Annotated in this window: 10 protein-coding genes; 7 read left to right on the top strand and 3 right to left on the bottom strand. The window is 74.6% G+C overall.

The window, feature by feature from the left end; translation table 11 throughout:
* Nucleotides 1-4 precede the first annotated feature (4 nt).
* Complete coding sequence (locus ACWY4P_RS06105; protein ID WP_456209101.1) at nt 5-2014, bottom strand: N-acetylmuramoyl-L-alanine amidase; 2010 nt, start codon at nt 2012-2014, stop codon at nt 5-7.
* Nucleotides 2015-2232: 218 nt separating this feature from the next.
* Nucleotides 2233-3324 (bottom strand): aminoglycoside phosphotransferase family protein, encoded by a 1092-nt coding sequence (locus ACWY4P_RS06100; RefSeq protein ID WP_456209100.1) that lies wholly within the window; start codon nt 3322-3324, stop codon nt 2233-2235.
* Nucleotides 3325-3677: 353 nt separating this feature from the next.
* Here ACWY4P_RS06100 and ACWY4P_RS06095 point away from each other — a divergent pair, with 353 nt between their 5' ends.
* The gene (locus ACWY4P_RS06095; RefSeq protein WP_456209099.1) at nt 3678-5213 is read left to right on the top strand and encodes a DNA-binding protein NsdB; all 1536 of its coding nucleotides are present in this window, start codon (nt 3678-3680) and stop codon (nt 5211-5213) included.
* Nucleotides 5214-5249: 36 nt separating this feature from the next.
* Here the strand turns inward: ACWY4P_RS06095 and ACWY4P_RS06090 are convergent, their stop codons facing one another.
* Nucleotides 5250-6779, bottom strand: a complete 1530-nt coding sequence (locus tag ACWY4P_RS06090) for a PP2C family protein-serine/threonine phosphatase (protein ID WP_456209098.1) — start codon at nt 6777-6779, stop codon at nt 5250-5252.
* A 319-nt stretch (nt 6780-7098) separates the two neighbouring features.
* On the opposite strand from ACWY4P_RS06090, the gene ACWY4P_RS06085 reads away from it, so the two are divergent.
* The 6 genes from ACWY4P_RS06085 (at nt 7099) to ACWY4P_RS06060 (ending at nt 16885) form a co-directional block, all read left to right on the top strand.
* Nucleotides 7099-8514, top strand: a complete 1416-nt coding sequence (locus tag ACWY4P_RS06085) for a HEAT repeat domain-containing protein (protein WP_456209097.1) — start codon at nt 7099-7101, stop codon at nt 8512-8514.
* 73 nt (nt 8515-8587) lie between these two features.
* Entirely contained in the window at nt 8588-9718 is a 1131-nt protein-coding gene (locus ACWY4P_RS06080; RefSeq protein ID WP_456209096.1) for a glycosyltransferase family 4 protein, read from the top strand.
* A 352-nt stretch (nt 9719-10070) separates the two neighbouring features.
* Entirely contained in the window at nt 10071-11354 is a 1284-nt protein-coding gene (locus ACWY4P_RS06075) for a glycosyltransferase (RefSeq protein WP_456209095.1), read from the top strand.
* The gene (locus ACWY4P_RS06070) at nt 11351-12667 is read left to right on the top strand and encodes a GDSL-type esterase/lipase family protein (RefSeq protein WP_456209094.1); all 1317 of its coding nucleotides are present in this window, start codon (nt 11351-11353) and stop codon (nt 12665-12667) included. Before ACWY4P_RS06075 ends, ACWY4P_RS06070 begins: the two co-directional genes overlap by 4 nt.
* Nucleotides 12664-16278 carry a hydantoinase B/oxoprolinase family protein gene (locus ACWY4P_RS06065; RefSeq protein WP_456209093.1) on the top strand — a complete coding sequence of 1205 codons (3615 nt, stop codon included), beginning with the start codon at nt 12664-12666 and terminating at the stop codon, nt 16276-16278. The genes ACWY4P_RS06070 and ACWY4P_RS06065 overlap by 4 nt, the downstream gene beginning before the upstream one ends.
* A gap of 346 nt (nt 16279-16624) precedes the next feature.
* A complete protein-coding gene (locus ACWY4P_RS06060; protein WP_456209092.1) occupies nt 16625-16885 on the top strand; it encodes a WhiB family transcriptional regulator in 261 nt (86 codons plus the stop codon).
* The last annotated feature ends 16 nt before the right edge of the window (nt 16886-16901 follow it).

Raw genomic sequence — 16901 nt, 5'->3', positions numbered from 1 at the left:
GCGACTACCGGTCGGAGGGCTCGATCCGCACATCGGCGGCCCGTACGAACGCCACCCGGTGGCCGAACTGGATCTGGTAGTACGTGTCCTGGCCGCGCACCACCTTGTGGCCCGCCGGGTCGAAGGTGGTGGCCCACAAATACTCGCCCTGGGTCTTCAGGCCCAGCGCGTACCGCTGCCCCGCGAGCAGCTTGTACGACAGCGGCGAGACGGCCTGCACCGGCACGCCCTCCGGGTATGCCTCCTGCTCCGGGTAGGCGCGGCCGTACACCGGCACATCCGCCGCGCCGTCCTTCGGAGTGACGACCAGGCCCTTCCCGTTCACCGCGGTCGGCCGGCGCTTGGGGTTCTCGAACCAGGCCTTCTGCCCCAGATACCAGATGGCCGTCCAGTCGCCCTGGCGCTCCGCGACCGCGAACCGCTGGCCGGTCGACGCACGGGCGCCGGTGTCGTTGACGCCGGTGGTGGAGTCAGCCCCGTCGGGGCGCAGCCCGATGTCCTTGACCAGCGGGGCGTCCGCGCTCGGCGCGGTGTGCAGCCGCACCGCGCCCGAGCCGTGCGGGGCGCACGGCTGTCCGGCGGTGTCGCAGCCGGTGTACACGGGCTGGTGGGTGTCGTAGTCGGGGCGGATGGTGACCAGCCCGCCGCCCGGGCCCGCGGTGGTGTGGAAGGGCGCGCCGAGGAGGGTGAAGTAGTGCGCCCAGTCCCAGTAGGGGCCGGGGTCGGTGTGCATGCCCTTGATGTTCGGGGTGGTGGTGCCGGGGACGTTGTCATGGCCCAGGATGTGCTGGCGGTCCAGCGGGATGTCGTACTTCCGGGCGAGATAGCGCACCAGCCGGGCCGAGGCGCGATACATCGCCTCCGTGTACCAGGCGTCGGGGGCGGTGAGGAAACCCTCGTGCTCCAGCCCGATCGACTTGGCGTTGACGTACCAGTTGCCCGCGTGCCAGCCGACGTCCTTGAGCGCCAGGTGCTGGGCGATGTGCCCGTCGGCGGAGCGCAGGGTGTACTGCCAGGACACATACGTGGGGTCCTGGATCAGCTTGAGGCAGACGTCCCAGGTGCCCTCGGTGTCATGGATGACGATGTAGTCGATCGTCTGGGACTCGGGGCGGTTGCCCAGGTCGTGGTTGCCGTAGTCGTTGTCGCCGAACTGCTCGTAGGGCGCCGGGATCCACTCGCACGAGACGCCCTTGGGCGCGTCGACGTTCGGATCCCGCGTGACGGACGGCAGACCCAGCGCCCGCAACTGCCGGGTGTCGGGGGACACCTCGGGCGCGGCCGACAGCGAGACCGCCTCGCCCGCGCCCGTGGTGCGCGCCGCGCCGCCGCGGATCACCTCGAAGACGTCGTCGGCGAACACGGCGGCCGCCGTGGCGTTGTCGGAGCCGGAGTAGGCCGCCACCGCCGCGTACCAGTCGGCCGGGTCCTCGCTCAGCGGCAGCCCCAGCTTCTTCTGCTCGGCGGCCAGCAGGGCCGCGCCACCGCGTACGTTGGCCGCCTCGTCGCCGCGCAGCGCCGCGCCGGACAGTCCGCTCAGCTCGGCGGCCCGCTCCAGGGTCCGCAGCCGCGCGGGCAGCTGCCGCGCCTGGGGCACCTCGGTGTCGGGCACCGGATGGGGGCGCGCCAGGTCGCCGCGCGCGTCCTCCGTGCCGTGGCTGTGGTGCGGGGTGCGGGTCAGGGCGGTGGTCGCGTCGGTGAGGTGCATGGGGCCGTAGCCACCGGTGACGCTGGGCGCGCCGCCGTGGCCGTCCCAGCGCGACTGTAGATACGACACGCCCAGCAGCACGCTCAGCGGGACGCCGTACTCCTTCGCCGCGGCGGCGAAGGCCCGCTGCAGGGCGTCGCTCCCGGACCGGGGCTCGTCGGCCAGGGCGGCCGGGGCCTCAGCCGCGAGGGGGAGCAGAAAGGCGGCCGACGCGGCGGCGCCCGCGGTCCGCAGGGCGGTCCGTCGCGTGGGGCCGGACACCGGTCTGTTCGAGTCGTGCGCGCTGTCCTGTGCGGATCCTCGCATTGCAGCCTCCTCCAAGGCGGGCCGGGCGTGCGCCGGGTGTGCGCTGGTCGTGCGTGCGGGGCTGAGCCCACCTAGAGGTATCCGCTGCCGGGCGATCCGTCAATCATGTTCGACCGCCGGGGGGTTTGCACGTCAACGCCCGTGCCGAGGGGTTTCCCGGCACGGGCGTACGGGCCTGCGGCGCGTCACTGGTCCAGACCGGTGACGCGCCCCGCGGCTCAACGGGTTCCGACCGCGGCCCGCACGGCACGCCGCGCGAGGGAGCAGTCGTCGTGCAGACGGCGCAGCAGCAGACGCTGCTCCTCGCCGGCCCCGACCGCGCCCGGAGCCACGGGGGCGGGGTCGTGCATGGCGCGCTGCACGGCGGTTTCGTACTGGCGGATCTCCCGCGTCAGTACGAGCATCAGATTCACCAGGAAGGCGTCCCGCGCGTCGGGCCCAGCCGCCTGCGCCAGCTGGCTGATCTGGCGCCGCGGCCCCGGCGCGTCGCCGAGCGCGGCCCACAGCGTGGCCAGGTCGTACCCGGGCAGATACCAGCCCGCGTGGTCCCAGTCGATGAGCGCCGCCCCGGCCGGGGAGAGCAGGATGTTGTTCAGTAACGCGTCGCCGTGGCAGAACTGGCTCTGGCGGCCGGAGGTGTGCGCCAGACCGCGCAGCAGCTTCCGCAGATCGCCCATGTCCCGGTCGGTGAGCAGCCCGAGCTCGTGGTAGCGCGCCAGCCGGGCCGCGTAGTCGATCGGCGCGTCGAACAGATCGGCGGGCGGCCGCCACAGATTGATCCGGCAGATGGCGCCGAGCGCGGCCCGCACATCGGCGCGCGGCGGCGGCTCGGCGGGGTGGCGCTGGGACGCCGCCACCCGCCCGGGCATCCGCTCGATGACCAGGGTGCAGTTGTCCGGGTCCGCCGCGATCAGCCGGGGCACCCGGACCGGCGGGCGGTGGCGTACGAACGCCCGGTACATCGCTATTTCCCGCCGGAACCGCTCGGCCCAGGCCGGGGAGTGGTCCAGCAGGCACTTGGCGACCGCGGTGGTGCGGCCCGTGGTGCCGACCAGGAGCACGGACCGCCCGCTGCGCCGGAGCACCTGGACGGGGTTGAACTCCGGACAGATGCGGTGGACCGACGCGATCGCCGTGCGCAGCTGTGCTCCTTGCGGGCCGGACATGTCGAGTCTCCCGCTCAGCGGGCCGGGGCCCGGGGCCCGCCTCGCTCGCCCGCCGGGGGCGGGATCCAGGAACGGCCCGGCGCCGGGCGGTTGCCGACGGTACGGCCGGGGTGGGGCGGACACGGAGGACGATGCTGCGTACATGGACAATACAGATCCCTTCGTGTGCCGACGAGTCGCGCGCCTCCCGGCCCCGGGGCGAGGCCGCACCCTGGGGAATGCGGTCCGCTGGTCCGTCTGGTCCGGCTGGTCGTGCTCGTCCGGCTGGTTCACTCAGTTGTCGGTCGACTGATGCCAGTTGCCTGATGTCACTTGCCTGGTGCCACTTGACCGACAGCCGTTCGCCGAACGCCGCCGGGCCGGGTGGCGCGGTCCTACACCACACCCGCCCGCGGGTGGCACACCATCTGGCGGACCCTGGCGAACCCTGGCGAATAGTCGCACGGGCCGTGACTGGCCCGTTACTGTCAAGTCAGCCGAGAACCTGGGGGCTTGACGTGACGAGGGAACCCAACACCCGTCTCGCGGACCTGTTCGGCATCGCCGGCTGGTCCAAGGGGGAACTCGCGAGGCTCGTGAACCGGAAGGCGGCGGCCATGGGCCATCCGCAGCTGGCGACCGACACCTCGCGGGTGCGGCGTTGGATCGACACCGGCGAAGTGCCGCGCGATCCCGTGCCCAAGGTTTTGGCCGCCCTGTTCACCGAGCGCCTCGGTCGAGTCGTGACCATCGAGGACCTCGGGTTCGCACGGCAGGGGCGCGCGGGGAAGGGGCAGTCCGCGGACGGGCTGCTCTGGGCGCCCGAGTCCACGGCCGCGGTCCTCACCGAATTCACGGGAATGGACCTTATGTTCAACCGACGCGGCTTGGTGGGTGCGGGCGCCGCGCTCGCCGCAGGATCAGCCATCACCGGTGCCATGCACGACTGGCTGCACAGTGACCCGACTCTCGCCACCGACGCCCCCCGTACCGACGATCCGCTGTCCGCGGACTTCGCCGGCTTCGACCGCTACGAGGCGGCCCCCGTGGGCTCCCAGGAGATCGACGCGCTCGAGCACTCGGTCGACGTCTTCCGCGCCTGGGACGCCGCCCGCGGCGGGGGACTACAGCGCAAGGCCGTGGTGGGCCAGCTCAACGAGGTGGGCGGGATGCTCGCCTACCGCCACCCCCCGGCGCTGCAGCGCCGGTTGTGGGGCGTCGCGGCCAACCTGGCCGTGCTCGCCGGGTGGATGTCCCACGACGTGGGCCTGGAGCCCACCGCCCAGAAGTACTTCCTCATCGCCGCGCACGCGGCCCGCGAGGGCGGCGACCGCCCCCGGGCCGGCGAGGCGCTCTCCCGGGCCGCCCGGCAGATGGTCCACCTGGGCCGGCCGGACGACGCACTTGATCTGATGAAACTCGCCAAGTCCGGCGCGGGCGAGGAGACGCTGCCCCGCACCCGCGCCATGTTCTGCACCATCGAGGCCTGGGCGCAGGCGTCGATGGGCCACGGTCAGGCGGTGCGCCGCACCCTGGGCCAGGCGGAGGAGCTGTTCGTCTCGGACAAGGGGGACGTGCCGCCGCCGAGTTGGATGCAGCTGTTCAACGAGGCGGATCTGCACGGCATGGAGGGGCTGGTCTACCGCACGCTCGCGGAGCATGAGTTCGGGGCCGCGGTGATCGCGCAGCGGCATGCCAAGGAGGGGCTGCGGATGCGGGAGGAGGGCCGCGACCGGTCGCAGATCTTCGACCACATCTCGATCGCCTCGGCGTGCTTCCTCGGCGACGATCCGGAGCAGGCGGACAAGTACGCGCGCCTGGCCCTGCTGACCATCGAGCACAACTCCTCCCACCGCACCTGGGACCGGCTGCGCGAGATGTACCGGCTCACCGGCCGGTACTCCACGCGCCCCGACATCCAGAGACTGCGCGAGGAGATCGAGCAGCGGGCGCCGAAAGGGCTGGGGCCCAAGGGTTCCGGCCCGAAGACACCGGGCGGCGGAATAACGGGCGGCGGAGCGCTGGGCGGTGACGGAAAGACGGCTGTCATCTGACGCGCTACGCCCCGACCCGCGCGCTCGGCTGACGCGCTACGAGCTGACCCGCGCGATCAGCACGCACGCGTCGTCCTCGCGCCGCTCGTCGTCGAAGGCCTCCACTACGGCCCGTACGCACTCCTGTGCGCTGCGAGCGGTGGCGAACCGCGGCGCGAGCCCGAGCAGCCGCTCGGCCCCCGCGTCACCGTCGGCGTCCGCGCCGAACGGCCAGAGCCCTCCGGTGTGCAGCACCAGCAGATCGCCGGGCTCCAGCCGCTCATCGTGCTGGGTGTATGTCGCTCCCGGCGTGGCGCCGAGCAGTACGCCGCCCGGTGACTGGAGGGCGCGCCCCGTCCCGTCGCGGAAGAGCAGCGGGGCGGGGTGCGCTGCCTGCGCCCACACCAGGGTGCGGGCGACGGGGTCGTACCGGCCGCACACGGCGCTGCCCAGGGCAGGCTGCGCGGAGGCGTCGAGCAGTTGGTTGAGCCAGCCCATCAGGGCGCCCGGCGCCACCCCGGCCACGGCCATGCCGCGCACCGCGCCGAGCAGCATCGCCACGCCGGAGGTGGCGGCCACGCCGTGGCCGGTGAGGTCGCCGACGCTGAGCAGGGTCCGGCCGTCGGGCAGCTCCAGCGCGTCGTACCAGTCGCCACCGATCAGCGTGCTGGTCGAGGCGGGGAAGTAGTGGGCGGCGAGGTCCAGGGCGGCCGCTCCCCCCGGGGAGAGCCGAGGGGAGCCCCGCCACACGGGCAGCACGGCCTCCTGTAGCTCGACCGCGACCCGGCGCTCGGTCTGCGCGATATGCCGCTGTCGCCGCAGCGAGTCACGGCTCTCGCGCACCGCCCGCTCGCTGCGCCGCAGCTCGCTGACGTCCCGCAGCACGGCCCACATGGACGCGGTGCTGCCGTCGCCGTCGAGCACGGGCTCGCCCGACATATGGACCGTGCGCACCACGCCGTCGGCGCGCACGATGCGGAATTCCCCGTCGATCGGCTTGCCGTCGACGAGACAGTCGGTGACCAGCGCGGTCAGGGTCGGCTGGTCCTCGGAGAACACCCAGGAGGGCAGCTCGTCCAAGGTCAGCCCGCCGTCCTCGGGGGCCCGGTCGAAGATCTGGTACAGCTCGTCCGACCAGGTCACGGCGTCGGTGAGGAGGTTCCACTCGGCGCTGCCGACCCGGCTCAGCAGCGAGCCGTGCCCGTCGGGCCCGGCGTCCCGCGCGGACGTGGCGTAGGCGGAGCCCGGCGGCGGGGGCGGCTCGGGGGCGGAGCGGGCGCCGGGCCGGCCCTCCGCTTCCGTCTCCGTGGGCGCCTCGGCCTCGGCCGGGTCGGCGGGCAGTCCCTCGCGCAGCTGGTCCAGATGCCGGCCAAGGTCGTCCAGATGGTGGACCGCGAGGTCGCACAGCGCGCGCTGCCAGCGCAGCTGGGGGTCGTCCGTACGGTCGATGTCCGCCGTGGTGTCCCGGCGGACGGCATCGACGCCGCCGCGCAGCCGCCGGGTCTGTGAGATGAGTGTGTCGACCGTGTCCCTGGGAGGCTGGGGAGGCTGGGCTGCGGAATGGTCCGCGGAGCGGGGGGACGGCATGACGTTCTCCGATACGGGCACGGCGTGGCCGGGTCGTGAGGGAAGGACCGGTTACGACTCTTGCACAGGCTGCGACATCGCGTAAGCGGTTTGGCAATACCCGATACGGTGGTGCTTTTGGCATATGCCAGTGGCTGTCCGGGGCAAGTCGGCACGGTTCGGTGGAATGGGCTGTTCCGGGTAGGCTGCGGCGCTCGGGATCTCATGGTCCCGGGCGTTGATCCACGTTCATCGCGCATATCACGCCCGGACACCGGCAAGAATGCCGATCGACGGAAATCCCGTTGCCAGCGAACCCCCCGCACCGGATGCTGACCTCATGTTCGATCCAGACATAGCGCCCAGCGGCACCCTGCTCGGCCTCCTCCAGCGAGGCCGCGGCGACGGGACCCTGCACGCCCTCGCCGCGCCGCGGGCCGAGGCGCTCGCGGCACTGCACCACTGTGTGCTGCGCGACCCCCGGCGTGACTGGCAGGTCGAGAACCGCTCCTTGTACTACGCCCGGCTCTGCCTCGAACTCGACGCCGGGCTCGACGAGATCGAACAGCACCTCTTCGACCCCGACGACCTCATCGACGCCGCCGAGGAGCGCACCGGCCTCGCCCTCGCCGTCCTCGGCCACCTCGCCTCGTACGGCCGCGAGGACGCCCTCCGCCTGCTCCGCCGCTACGCGGCGACCGGCGGCAACTGGCAGTGGGCGCTGGACGAGCTGGCCCTGCGCGACGGGGACACCGAGCTGCGCGCCCTCGCCCCCGCCGTCCTCGCCAGATATCCCGAGACCCCCGAAGGCGACGCCGAACTCGCCGCCGCCGTGCGCGGCGCCTACGAACCCCGGCCCTGGCGGCTGTGGGCCGACGACCCCCGGCACGGGGCCCGGGTGCACGCCGCTCAGGAACAGGGCTCCTTCGACCGCTGGCAGCGCCAGCTGCGCCCCTCGGGCCCGCGCCCCGGCTGGAGCGTCCACGACGTGCTCCTGTGGGCCCAGCAGGAGGACGACCTGCGGCCCGGCGCCCGCCGCCCCGACGCCGCGGCCCGCTGCCTGGCCGCCGTCGCCGGTCCCGAGGACCGGCCCGAACTCCTCGCCGCCGCCGCGGCCGCGCCCGACGCGGCCCGTGCCGCGGCGCTGCGGCATCTCGCGGAGACCGGCGACCCCGAGGTACTCGACCTGATCGAAGCCGCCGTCACCGACCCCTCCGCCTCCGAGCTGGTCTCCCAAGGAGCCCTCGCCGCCTTCGAGCGGATGCGCAGCATCGCCGCCCTCGACCGGGCCCGGCTCTGGGCCCAGCGCCCCGACCCCCTCGGCGCCGCGGCCGCCGCCATGCTCGCCTGCCGGGGCGGGCAGTACGACGCGCCCCTCGTGCTCTCCGCCCTGCGCGACACGGTCCGGGGCGAAGGCCCCGACGCCCAGGCCCTGTGGACCCTCGTCGACGGCGCCGGACGGCTGAGGATCGCCTGCGCGGCCCCCGTGCTGCGCCACGTCTACCGCGAGACCGCCTCCTCCCACCTCCGCGGCCGCGCGGCGCGCGCCCTGGCCGCCACCGACCCGTCCTTCGGCGCGGGCTTCGCGGTCGAATGCCTCTGGGACTGCGAGGAGAGCACCCGCGAACTGGCCGCCCGGCACGCCACCACCGCCGACGCCCGCGTCGTCGAGCAGCTCCGCAGACTCGCCGCCGACCCGGCGGAGGAGGCGGAGGTCCAGACGGCGGTCCGCAGCCGCTTCGGCCCCGAGGACTAACGCTCATGGGACGTTCCACGTCCCGAAAGCTGCACGATGCCGGGGCCACCCTTCGTACGCCGACAACACGGGTATGCGTGTCGCCATCGTCACCGAATCCTTCCCGCCCGACGTCAACGGCGTCGCCCACTGCGCCCTACAGACCGCCCGGCACCTGCACCGGCGCGGCCACCAGCCGCTGGTCATCGCGCCCGCCGTGGCGCACGACGGCCCGGCGGACCCCGACGCCTCCCGCCCCTACCCCGTCCTCCGCATCGCCTCCCTGCCCCTCCCCGGCTATCCCCAGGTGCGCGTCGCCCTCCCCAGCCGACGGCTCGCCGCCGCCCTGACCGCCCACCGCACCGACGTCGTCCACCTCGCCAGCCCCTTCGTCCTCGGCGCCCGCGGCATGACCGCCGCGCTGCGGCTGCGCATCCCCGCCGTCGCCGTCTACCAGACCGACCTGGCCGGCTACGCCCGTACCTACCTCGGCAAGGGCGAGAACGCGGCCTGGCGCCGGATACGCGCCGTGCACACCGCGGCCGACCGGACCCTCGCCCCGTCCACCGCCGCCGCCCGCGACCTCGACGACCACGGCGTGCCGCGGGTACGGCTGTGGGCGCGCGGCGTCGACACCGAACGCTTCACCCCCGAGCGCCGCGACACCGAACTGCGCCGCACCCTCGCCCCCGGCGGCGAGCTGATCGTCGGCTACGTCGGCCGGCTCGCGCCCGAGAAGAACGTCGAGCTCCTCGCCTCCGTCTGCGCGCTCCCCGGCGTCCGGGTGGTCATCGTCGGGGACGGCCCCAGCGAGCCGGGCCTGCGCGCCGCGCTGCCCGGGGCCCGCTTCCTGGGGCGTCGCACCGGCGACGAACTCGCCCGCGTCTTCGCGTCCCTGGACGTCTTCGTGCACACCGGCCCGCAGGAGACCTTCTGCCAGACGGTGCAGGAGGCCCAGGCCAGCGGCGTCCCCGTGATCGCCCCCGCGGCCGGCGGCCCGCTCGACCTGGTCGACCACGGCCGCACCGGCCTGCTGGTACCGCCCCGCGACGCGACCGCGATCGCCGACGCCGTCTCCCTCCTCGCGGCCGACCCGCGGCTGCGCTCGGCGCTCGGCGGCGCGGGGCACGAAGCGGTCCAGGGCCGCACCTGGGAGGCGGTCGGCGACCAGCTGATCGAGCACTACTCCGAGGTGCTCGCGGCCCGCACGGCGGTGGCCGCATGAGCGTGTCTTGGCGCGCTGTGCGGGCTGGAGTGAGGAGCCGCGCAGTGACGGAGGAGCGAGCGGTGACGAGGGAAGCTCGTGCGTTGGAGCGCGGCAAGGCTGAGCGGGGGGAGGGGCGCGTGTCTTGGCGCGCTGTGCGGGCTGGAGTGAGGAGCCGCGCAGTGACGGAGGAGCGAGCGGTGACGAGGGAAGCTCGCGCGTTGGAGCGCGGCAAGGCTGAGCGGGGGGAGGGGCGCGTGTCTTGGCGCGCTGTGCGGGCTGGAGTGAGGAGCCGCGCAGTGACGGAGGAGCGAGCAGTGATGAGGGAAGCTCGCGCGTTGGAGCGCGGCAGGACTGAGCGGGAGGGAGGGGCATGAGCGCCGCGCCGTCGCGGGCGGGTGCGTCGGCCCATGACCCGAACGGGGGGCGCGCGCCCCTGCGGATCGTCAGGCTCGCCAACTTCGTCACCCCCTCGTCCGGCGGGCTGCGCACCGCGCTGCGCGAGCTCGGCGCGGGCTACCGGGCGGCCGGGCACGAGCCGGTCCTGGTCGTGCCGGGCGCGCACGCCTCGGACGAGCTCACCCCCCAGGGGAGGGTGATCACCGTCCCGGGGCCCCAGGTGCCCGGCACGGGCGGCTACCGCGTGCTGACCGACCGCCGACGGCTGGCGCGGCTGCTGGAAGGGCTCGCGCCCGACCGGCTCGAGGTGTCCGACCGGACCACCCTGAGGTGGACGGGGGAGTGGGCCCGCCGCGCCCGCGTGCCCTCCCTGATGGTCTCCCACGAGAGTGCCGACGGTGTACTGCGCACCTGGGGCGTCCCCGAAGCCGCCGCCCGACGGGCCGCCGACCGGCTGAATCGGCGCACCGCGCGGGCGTATTCGCGGATCGTCTGCACGACGGAGTGGGCGGCGCGCGAGTTTGTACGGATCGGCGCGCGCAATGTCGTACGCGCCCCGTTGGGCGTGGACCTGGACCACTTCCGCCCGGCCCACCGCGACCCGGCGCTGCGCGACCGGCACCGGGACGGGGCCGCGGTGCTCCTGGTGATGTGCTCGCGCCTGTCGCCCGAGAAGCGGCCCGGCCGCGCGCTCGACGCGCTCGCCGAGCTGCGCCGGCGGGGCGTCGGAGCGGCACTCGTGGTCGCGGGGGACGGCCCGCTGCGGCCCCGCCTCGAGGCCCGCGCCCGCGAGGAGGGGCTCCCGGCCGCGTTCCTGGGCCATGTCGCCGACCGGGGCGCGCTCGCCGCGCTCCAGGCCAGCGCGGACGTCGTGCTCGCCCCGGGGCCCGCGGAGACCTTCGGGCTGGCCGCGCTGGAGGCGCTGGCGTGCGGTACGCCCGTCGTCGTGAGCGAGCTGTCCGCCCTCCCGGCTATCGTCGGCCCCGCGGGCGCGACGGCGGCCGACCACGGCGCGGCGTTCGCGGACGCCGTTGAACACCTGCTGTCCCGCCCCGAGGCCACCCGTCGCGCGACGGCCCGCGCCCGGGCCGAGCGCTACAGCTGGCCGGAGGCGGTGGCCGCGTTCCTCGCGGCCCACGACGCGCCGCCCGTCCACGACGCGCCGCCCGTGCCCGGTGGGTTGCCCATCCACGACGCGTCGGCCGCCCGCAGGACGGGCCTCGCGGGGCGGTCGCGCGGCGCGGGGCGGCGGCTGTGACCGCGGTGCGGGGGCCGGGCGCCCCGGTACCGGCGGATCCGGCCGGGCGGGAGGGCCGGGATGTCCCGCCCGAGGGTGTCGTCGTGGCGCCGCGTACCGCTGCGCGGCGAGCCGCCGGGCAGCGGCCGGGCGGGGCGACGGCCGAGCAGGGCGGCCGGGACGGCGAACCGCGCGGGCTGACCGTCGGCCCGCTCCCGGCCCGCTCTCCATGGCCGTCGGTTTCGGCCGCCCCGGCTGTCGTCGCGGAGTTCGATGCCGTGCCCGCCGGTGCGGTGCGCGTCCCGGACGAGCCGAGCGGCCATCCGGCCGCACAGCGGCCGCGGGCCCCGGGCCGTCCCGCCGTCGACCGCTCACCGCACGTCCTGCGCTTTGCGGCGCTCGGCGACTCGCTGACCGAGGGGATGGGCGACCCCGCGCCCGGCGGGGGATGGCGCGGCTGGGCCGTGCACCTGGCGGGCGGGCTCGCGCCTCGGCCGGGGGCCGTGGAGCTCGTGAACGTCTCCCGTAGTGGCGCGCTCTCCACTGACGTCGCCGATGTGCAGCTGGCCGCCGCCCGTGCCGCCCGACCGCACCTCGCCTCGGTCGTGGTCGGCGCGAACGACACCCTCCGAGCCGCGTTCGACATCCGGCGGGTCGCCGAGGCGCTCGACACGGTCATCGGCACACTGCGTGCCGAGGGCACCGTGGTGCTCACCGCGTGTCTCCCCGACCCCGGCCGGATGCTGGGGCTGCCGGCCCCGCTCGCCCGGCCCCTGGCCCGCCGGATGCGCGCCGTGAACACCGTCGTGCACACGCTGTCCCGGCGGTACGAGGCCGTGCACGTACACCTCGCGGACCACGCCTGGGTCGCCGAGCGGGCGGCGTGGAGCGTGGACCGGCTGCATCCGAGCGAGCTCGGACACCGGTTGCTGGCGCGGGAGTTCCACGCGGCCCTCACCGCACGCGGGCTGGCCACCGGCCATCCGCCCGCCGAGGCGCTCGACGGCCCGCCGCCGTCGCTCCTCTCCGGCGCCTGGTGGATGGCGACACGTGGCACCCGCTGGGTCGCGGACCGCTGCACCGACCTGCTGCCCGACCTGCTCCGGCTGGCGGCGCTGGAGTGCCGCCACGCCGTGCTGGGCACCGGCCACCGGCTCGACGCGCGGGACCGCCGGGAGACCTGTGCCGCCCTCGCGGCGATCACACCGGAACGGACCGCCCACCAGCCCCACGACACCGACCACGTCTGCCACCCCGACCACGTCCGCCTTCCCGACGACACCTGCCACGCCGACCGGGCCGTCCGGGCGAATGGGGCGACAATGGCGGGGTGACGACGGGACGCTGGGAGTTCTGGATCGACCGTGGCGGGACCTTCACGGACGTCGTGGGCAAGCGCCCGGACGGCCGCCTGGTGGCCCGCAAGCTGCTGTCGCAGCACCCCGAGCGATACCGGGACGCGGCCATCGCCGGTATCCGGCTGACGCTCGGACTGGCACCCGACGAGCCCATCCCGGCCGACCGGATCGCCGTCGTCAAGATGGGCACCACCGTCGCCACCAACGCCCTGCTGGAGCGCACGGGTGAGCCGACCGTCCTGGTCGTCACCGAAGGCTTCCGGGACGCCCTGCGCATCGCCTACCAGAACCGCCCGCGCCTGTTCGACCGCCGGATCCTGCTCCCCGAGGCGCTGTACGACCGGGTCGTCGAGGTGCCCGAGCGCGTGGACGCCCACGGTGGCGTGGTGCGCGAGCCGGACCTGGACGCGACCGCGGACGCGCTGCGCTCCGCGTACCGGGACGGCTTCCGCAGCGCCGCCGTCGTGCTGTTGCACGGCTACCGCCACGCCGCGCACGAGCAGGCCGTCGGGGCGGTGGCCCGCGAGCTGGGCTTCACGCAGGTCAGCTGCTCACACGAGGTGAGCCCGCTGATGAAGCTGGTGCCGCGCGGCGACACCACCGTCGTCGACGCGTATCTCTCCCCGATCCTGCGCCGTTATGTCGAGGACGTGGCCGCCGAGCTGCGCGGCATCCGGCTGATGTTCATGCAGTCCAACGGCGGGCTGCGCGAGGCCTCGCACTTCCGGGGCAAGGACGCGGTGCTGTCCGGGCCCGCGGGCGGGGTGGTCGGTATGGTGCGCGCCTCCGGCGAGGCGGGCCACCATCGGGTCATCGGCTTCGACATGGGCGGCACCTCGACCGATGTGTCCCACTACGCGGGCGAGTTCGAGCGGGTCTTCGGCACCGAGGTGGCGGGGGTGCGGATGCGTGCCCCGATGATGAACATCCACACCGTCGCGGCGGGCGGCGGCTCGGTGCTCCACTTCGACGGGCGGCGCTATCGCGTGGGGCCCGACTCCGCCGGGGCCGTCCCGGGCCCGGCCTGCTACCGGCGCGGCGGCCCGCTGACCGTGACCGACGCGAACGTGATGGTGGGCCGTGTCCAGCCCGGCCACTTCCCGGCGGTCTTCGGCCCCCATGGCGACCAGCCCCTGGACGCGGAGACGGTGCGCACCCGCTTCGCCGCGCTCGCCGGCCGGATCGCGGAGGCGACGGGCGACCGGCGCGGGCCGGAGGAGGTCGCGGCCGGTTTCCTGGACATCGCGGTGCTGGGCATGGCCAACGCCGTCAAGAAGATCTCCGTGCAGCGCGGCCACGACATCACCCGCTACGCGCTCACCAGCTTCGGCGGCGCGGGCGGCCAGCACGCGTGCGCGGTCGCCGACGCCCTCGGCGTGGGCACGGTGGTCGTGCCGCCGCTCGCGGGCGTGCTCTCCGCGTACGGCATCGGCGTGGCCGACGCCACCGCCATGCGCGAACAGGCCCTCGAGACGGAGCTGAGCGAGGCCACCCTGGCGCGGGTGCGCGAGACCTGCGCGAGGCTGGAGATGCGGACACGCGCCGAGCTGCGCGCGGACGGCGTCCCCGAGGAGACCGTGACCACCTCGGCCCGGGTCCATCTGCGGTACGCGGGAACCGACTCCGCCATCCCCGTCCCCCTGGACACCGCCGCGGCGATGGCCGAGGAGTTCGTACGGGCGCATCGCGCGCGCTACGCCTTCACCATGGACAAGCCGCTCGTCGCCGAGGCGGTGTCGGTCGAGGCCGTCGGCGCGGCGGGCCCCACGGCCCCCACGGGCGGGTACGCGGACGGCCGGCCGGGGCGCGCGGGCGCGCCGGCCCCGGCCGCGACCGTGCGGATGTTCACCGAGGGCGCGTGGCGGGACACCCTGCTGTACGAGCGGGCCGGCCTGTGCCCCGGGGACGCCGTCGCCGGTCCGGCGATCATCGCCGAGGCGGACGCCACCACTGTCGTCGGCCCCGGATGGCGGGCCGCCGTCGGCGAGCGCGGCCATCTGCTGCTCACCCGGGTGAGGCCGCGCCCGCGCACCGTGGCGGTCGGCACCGAGGTCGACCCGGTGATGCTGGAGGTGTTCAACAGCCTCTTCATGGCGATCGCCGAGCAGATGGGCCTGCGCCTGGAGAACACCGCCCACTCCGTGAACATCAAGGAGCGGCTGGACTTCTCCTGCGCCCTCTTCGACGCCGAGGGAAACCTGATCGCCAACGCCCCGCACATCCCGGTGCACCTCGGGTCCATGGGCGAGTCCATCAAGGAGGTGCTGCGGCGCAACGGGGGCGCGATGCAGCCGGGCGATGTGTACGCCATCAACGACCCGTACCACGGCGGCACCCACCTGCCGGACGTCACCGTCGTCACGCCCGTCTTCGACGACAAGGGCACCGAGCTGCTGTTCCTCGTGGCCTCGCGCGGCCACCACGCCGAGATCGGCGGCATCACCCCCGGCTCGATGCCCGCCTTCAGCCGCAGGATCGAGGAGGAGGGCGTGCTCTTCGACAACTGGCTGCTGGTACGGGACGGCCGGCTGCGCGAGCGCGAGACCCGCGAGCTGCTGACCTCGGGGCCGTATCCGTCGCGCGCCCCCGACGCCAACCTCGCCGATCTGCGGGCCCAGATCGCCGCCAACGAGAAGGGCATCCATGAACTGCGCCGGATGATCGGGCAGTTCGGGCTGGACGTCGTGCACGCCTATATGGGACACGTGCAGGACAACGCCGAGGAGTCCGTGCGCCGCATCGTCGCGCGTCTCAAGGACGGCTCGTACCGCTACGAGACGGACAGCGGCGCGGTCATCCAGGTGGCCCTGCGGGTGGACCGTGCGGCGCGCGGGGCCGTGCTGGACTTCACCGGCACCTCACCGCAGCAGCCGGGCAACGCCAACGCGCCGAGCTCGGTGGTGATGGCGGCGGTGCTGTATGTCTTCCGGACGCTGGTGGCCGAGGACATCCCGCTCAACAGCGGCTGCCTCAAGCCCCTGGAAGTCCGTATCCCCGAGGGCTCGATGCTCGCGCCCGTCTTCCCGGCCGCCACGGTCGCGGGCAACGTGGAGACCTCACAGGCCGTCACCGGCGCGCTGTACGGGGCGCTGGGGGTGCAGGCCGAGGGCTCCGGCACGATGAACAACGTGACCTTCGGCAATGACCGTGTGCAGTACTACGAGACCGTCGCCAGCGGCTCGGGCGCCGGGGACGGCTTCGATGGCGCCGACGCCGTGCAGACCCATATGACCAACTCGCGGCTGACCGACCCCGAGGTCCTGGAGTGGCGCTACCCGGTACGCGTGGACGCCTTCGAGGTACGGCGCGGCAGCGGCGGCCGCGGCCGCTGGCGCGGCGGCCACGGCGTCACCCGGCGCATCCGCTTCCTGGAGCCGATGACCGTGGCACTGCTGACGGGCCACCGGCGGGTGCCTCCGTACGGCATGGCGGGCGGCGAGCCGGGCGCGTGCGGCGCGAACCGGATCGAGCGCGCCGACGGCTCGGTGGACCGGCTCGGCGGCTGCGACGCGGCCGAGGTCGGGGCGGGGGACGTGCTCGTCGTCCACACGCCAGGAGGCGGCGGCTACGGGCCGCCGCACGACTGAGCGGGGCCGGCGGCCCTGGGCGGTGTTTTTTGGGTGGCGTTGTCGGTGAGCGGCAGAAGGCGTCGGCGCTCATCGCGGTCGGGGCGGGCCGCGCTCACGGGGATCCGGCTGGACGGCGGGGCCGCGTGGTTCGGGGAGCCGTGCGATCCGGCCTTCCGGATACCCGGGCGACCGCCGCGCTGACGTCCCGTCACGATCGCGCTGAAGGCCGGCCCGAAGTTCGCCGCCGGCACGGCCGTTTGCCGCCCCGGCCGTGGGGGACTCGCCACCCGTCAAGCCCGCCGAGCCCGCCCGCTGCCGGGCTGGGAGCGGGGCCCGTACGGCGATCAGTAGCTGAGGAGCGGCCATGGAGTGGTGGCGGCACGCCGCGTGCGTGGACGAGGATCCGGAGCTGTTCTTCCCCGTGGGAGTGGCCGGCCCGGCGGCCCAGGAGCAGCAGGCGCGGGCCAAGGAGGTCTGCGGCCGCTGCCCGGTGCGCGACGAGTGCCTGGAGTACGCGCTGAGCATGGGGGTGACCCACGGCGTGTGGGGCGGCACAGGTGAGGAGGAGCGCCGGGCGCTGCGCCGCCGGGCCCGGCGCCACGGGTCACCTCGCAGCGGTGGCTGAGGGAGCGTCAGCTCGT

It is taken from the genome of Streptomyces sp. LZ34, assembly GCF_053890475.1.
This window is presented reverse-complemented; position numbering and strand designations above follow the sequence as displayed.

Coding starts and splice junctions, on each gene's coding strand:
- ACWY4P_RS06105 (WP_456209101.1), bottom strand. CDS start 2,014: ATGCGAGGATCCGCACAGGACAGCGCGCACGACTCGAACAGACCGGTG.
- ACWY4P_RS06100 (WP_456209100.1), bottom strand. CDS start 3,324: ATGTACGCAGCATCGTCCTCCGTGTCCGCCCCACCCCGGCCGTACCGT.
- ACWY4P_RS06090 (WP_456209098.1), bottom strand. CDS start 6,779: ATGCCGTCCCCCCGCTCCGCGGACCATTCCGCAGCCCAGCCTCCCCAG.
- ACWY4P_RS06085 (WP_456209097.1), top strand. CDS start 7,099: ATGTTCGATCCAGACATAGCGCCCAGCGGCACCCTGCTCGGCCTCCTC.
- ACWY4P_RS06080 (WP_456209096.1), top strand. CDS start 8,588: ATGCGTGTCGCCATCGTCACCGAATCCTTCCCGCCCGACGTCAACGGC.
- ACWY4P_RS06075 (WP_456209095.1), top strand. CDS start 10,071: ATGAGCGCCGCGCCGTCGCGGGCGGGTGCGTCGGCCCATGACCCGAAC.
- ACWY4P_RS06060 (WP_456209092.1), top strand. CDS start 16,625: ATGGAGTGGTGGCGGCACGCCGCGTGCGTGGACGAGGATCCGGAGCTG.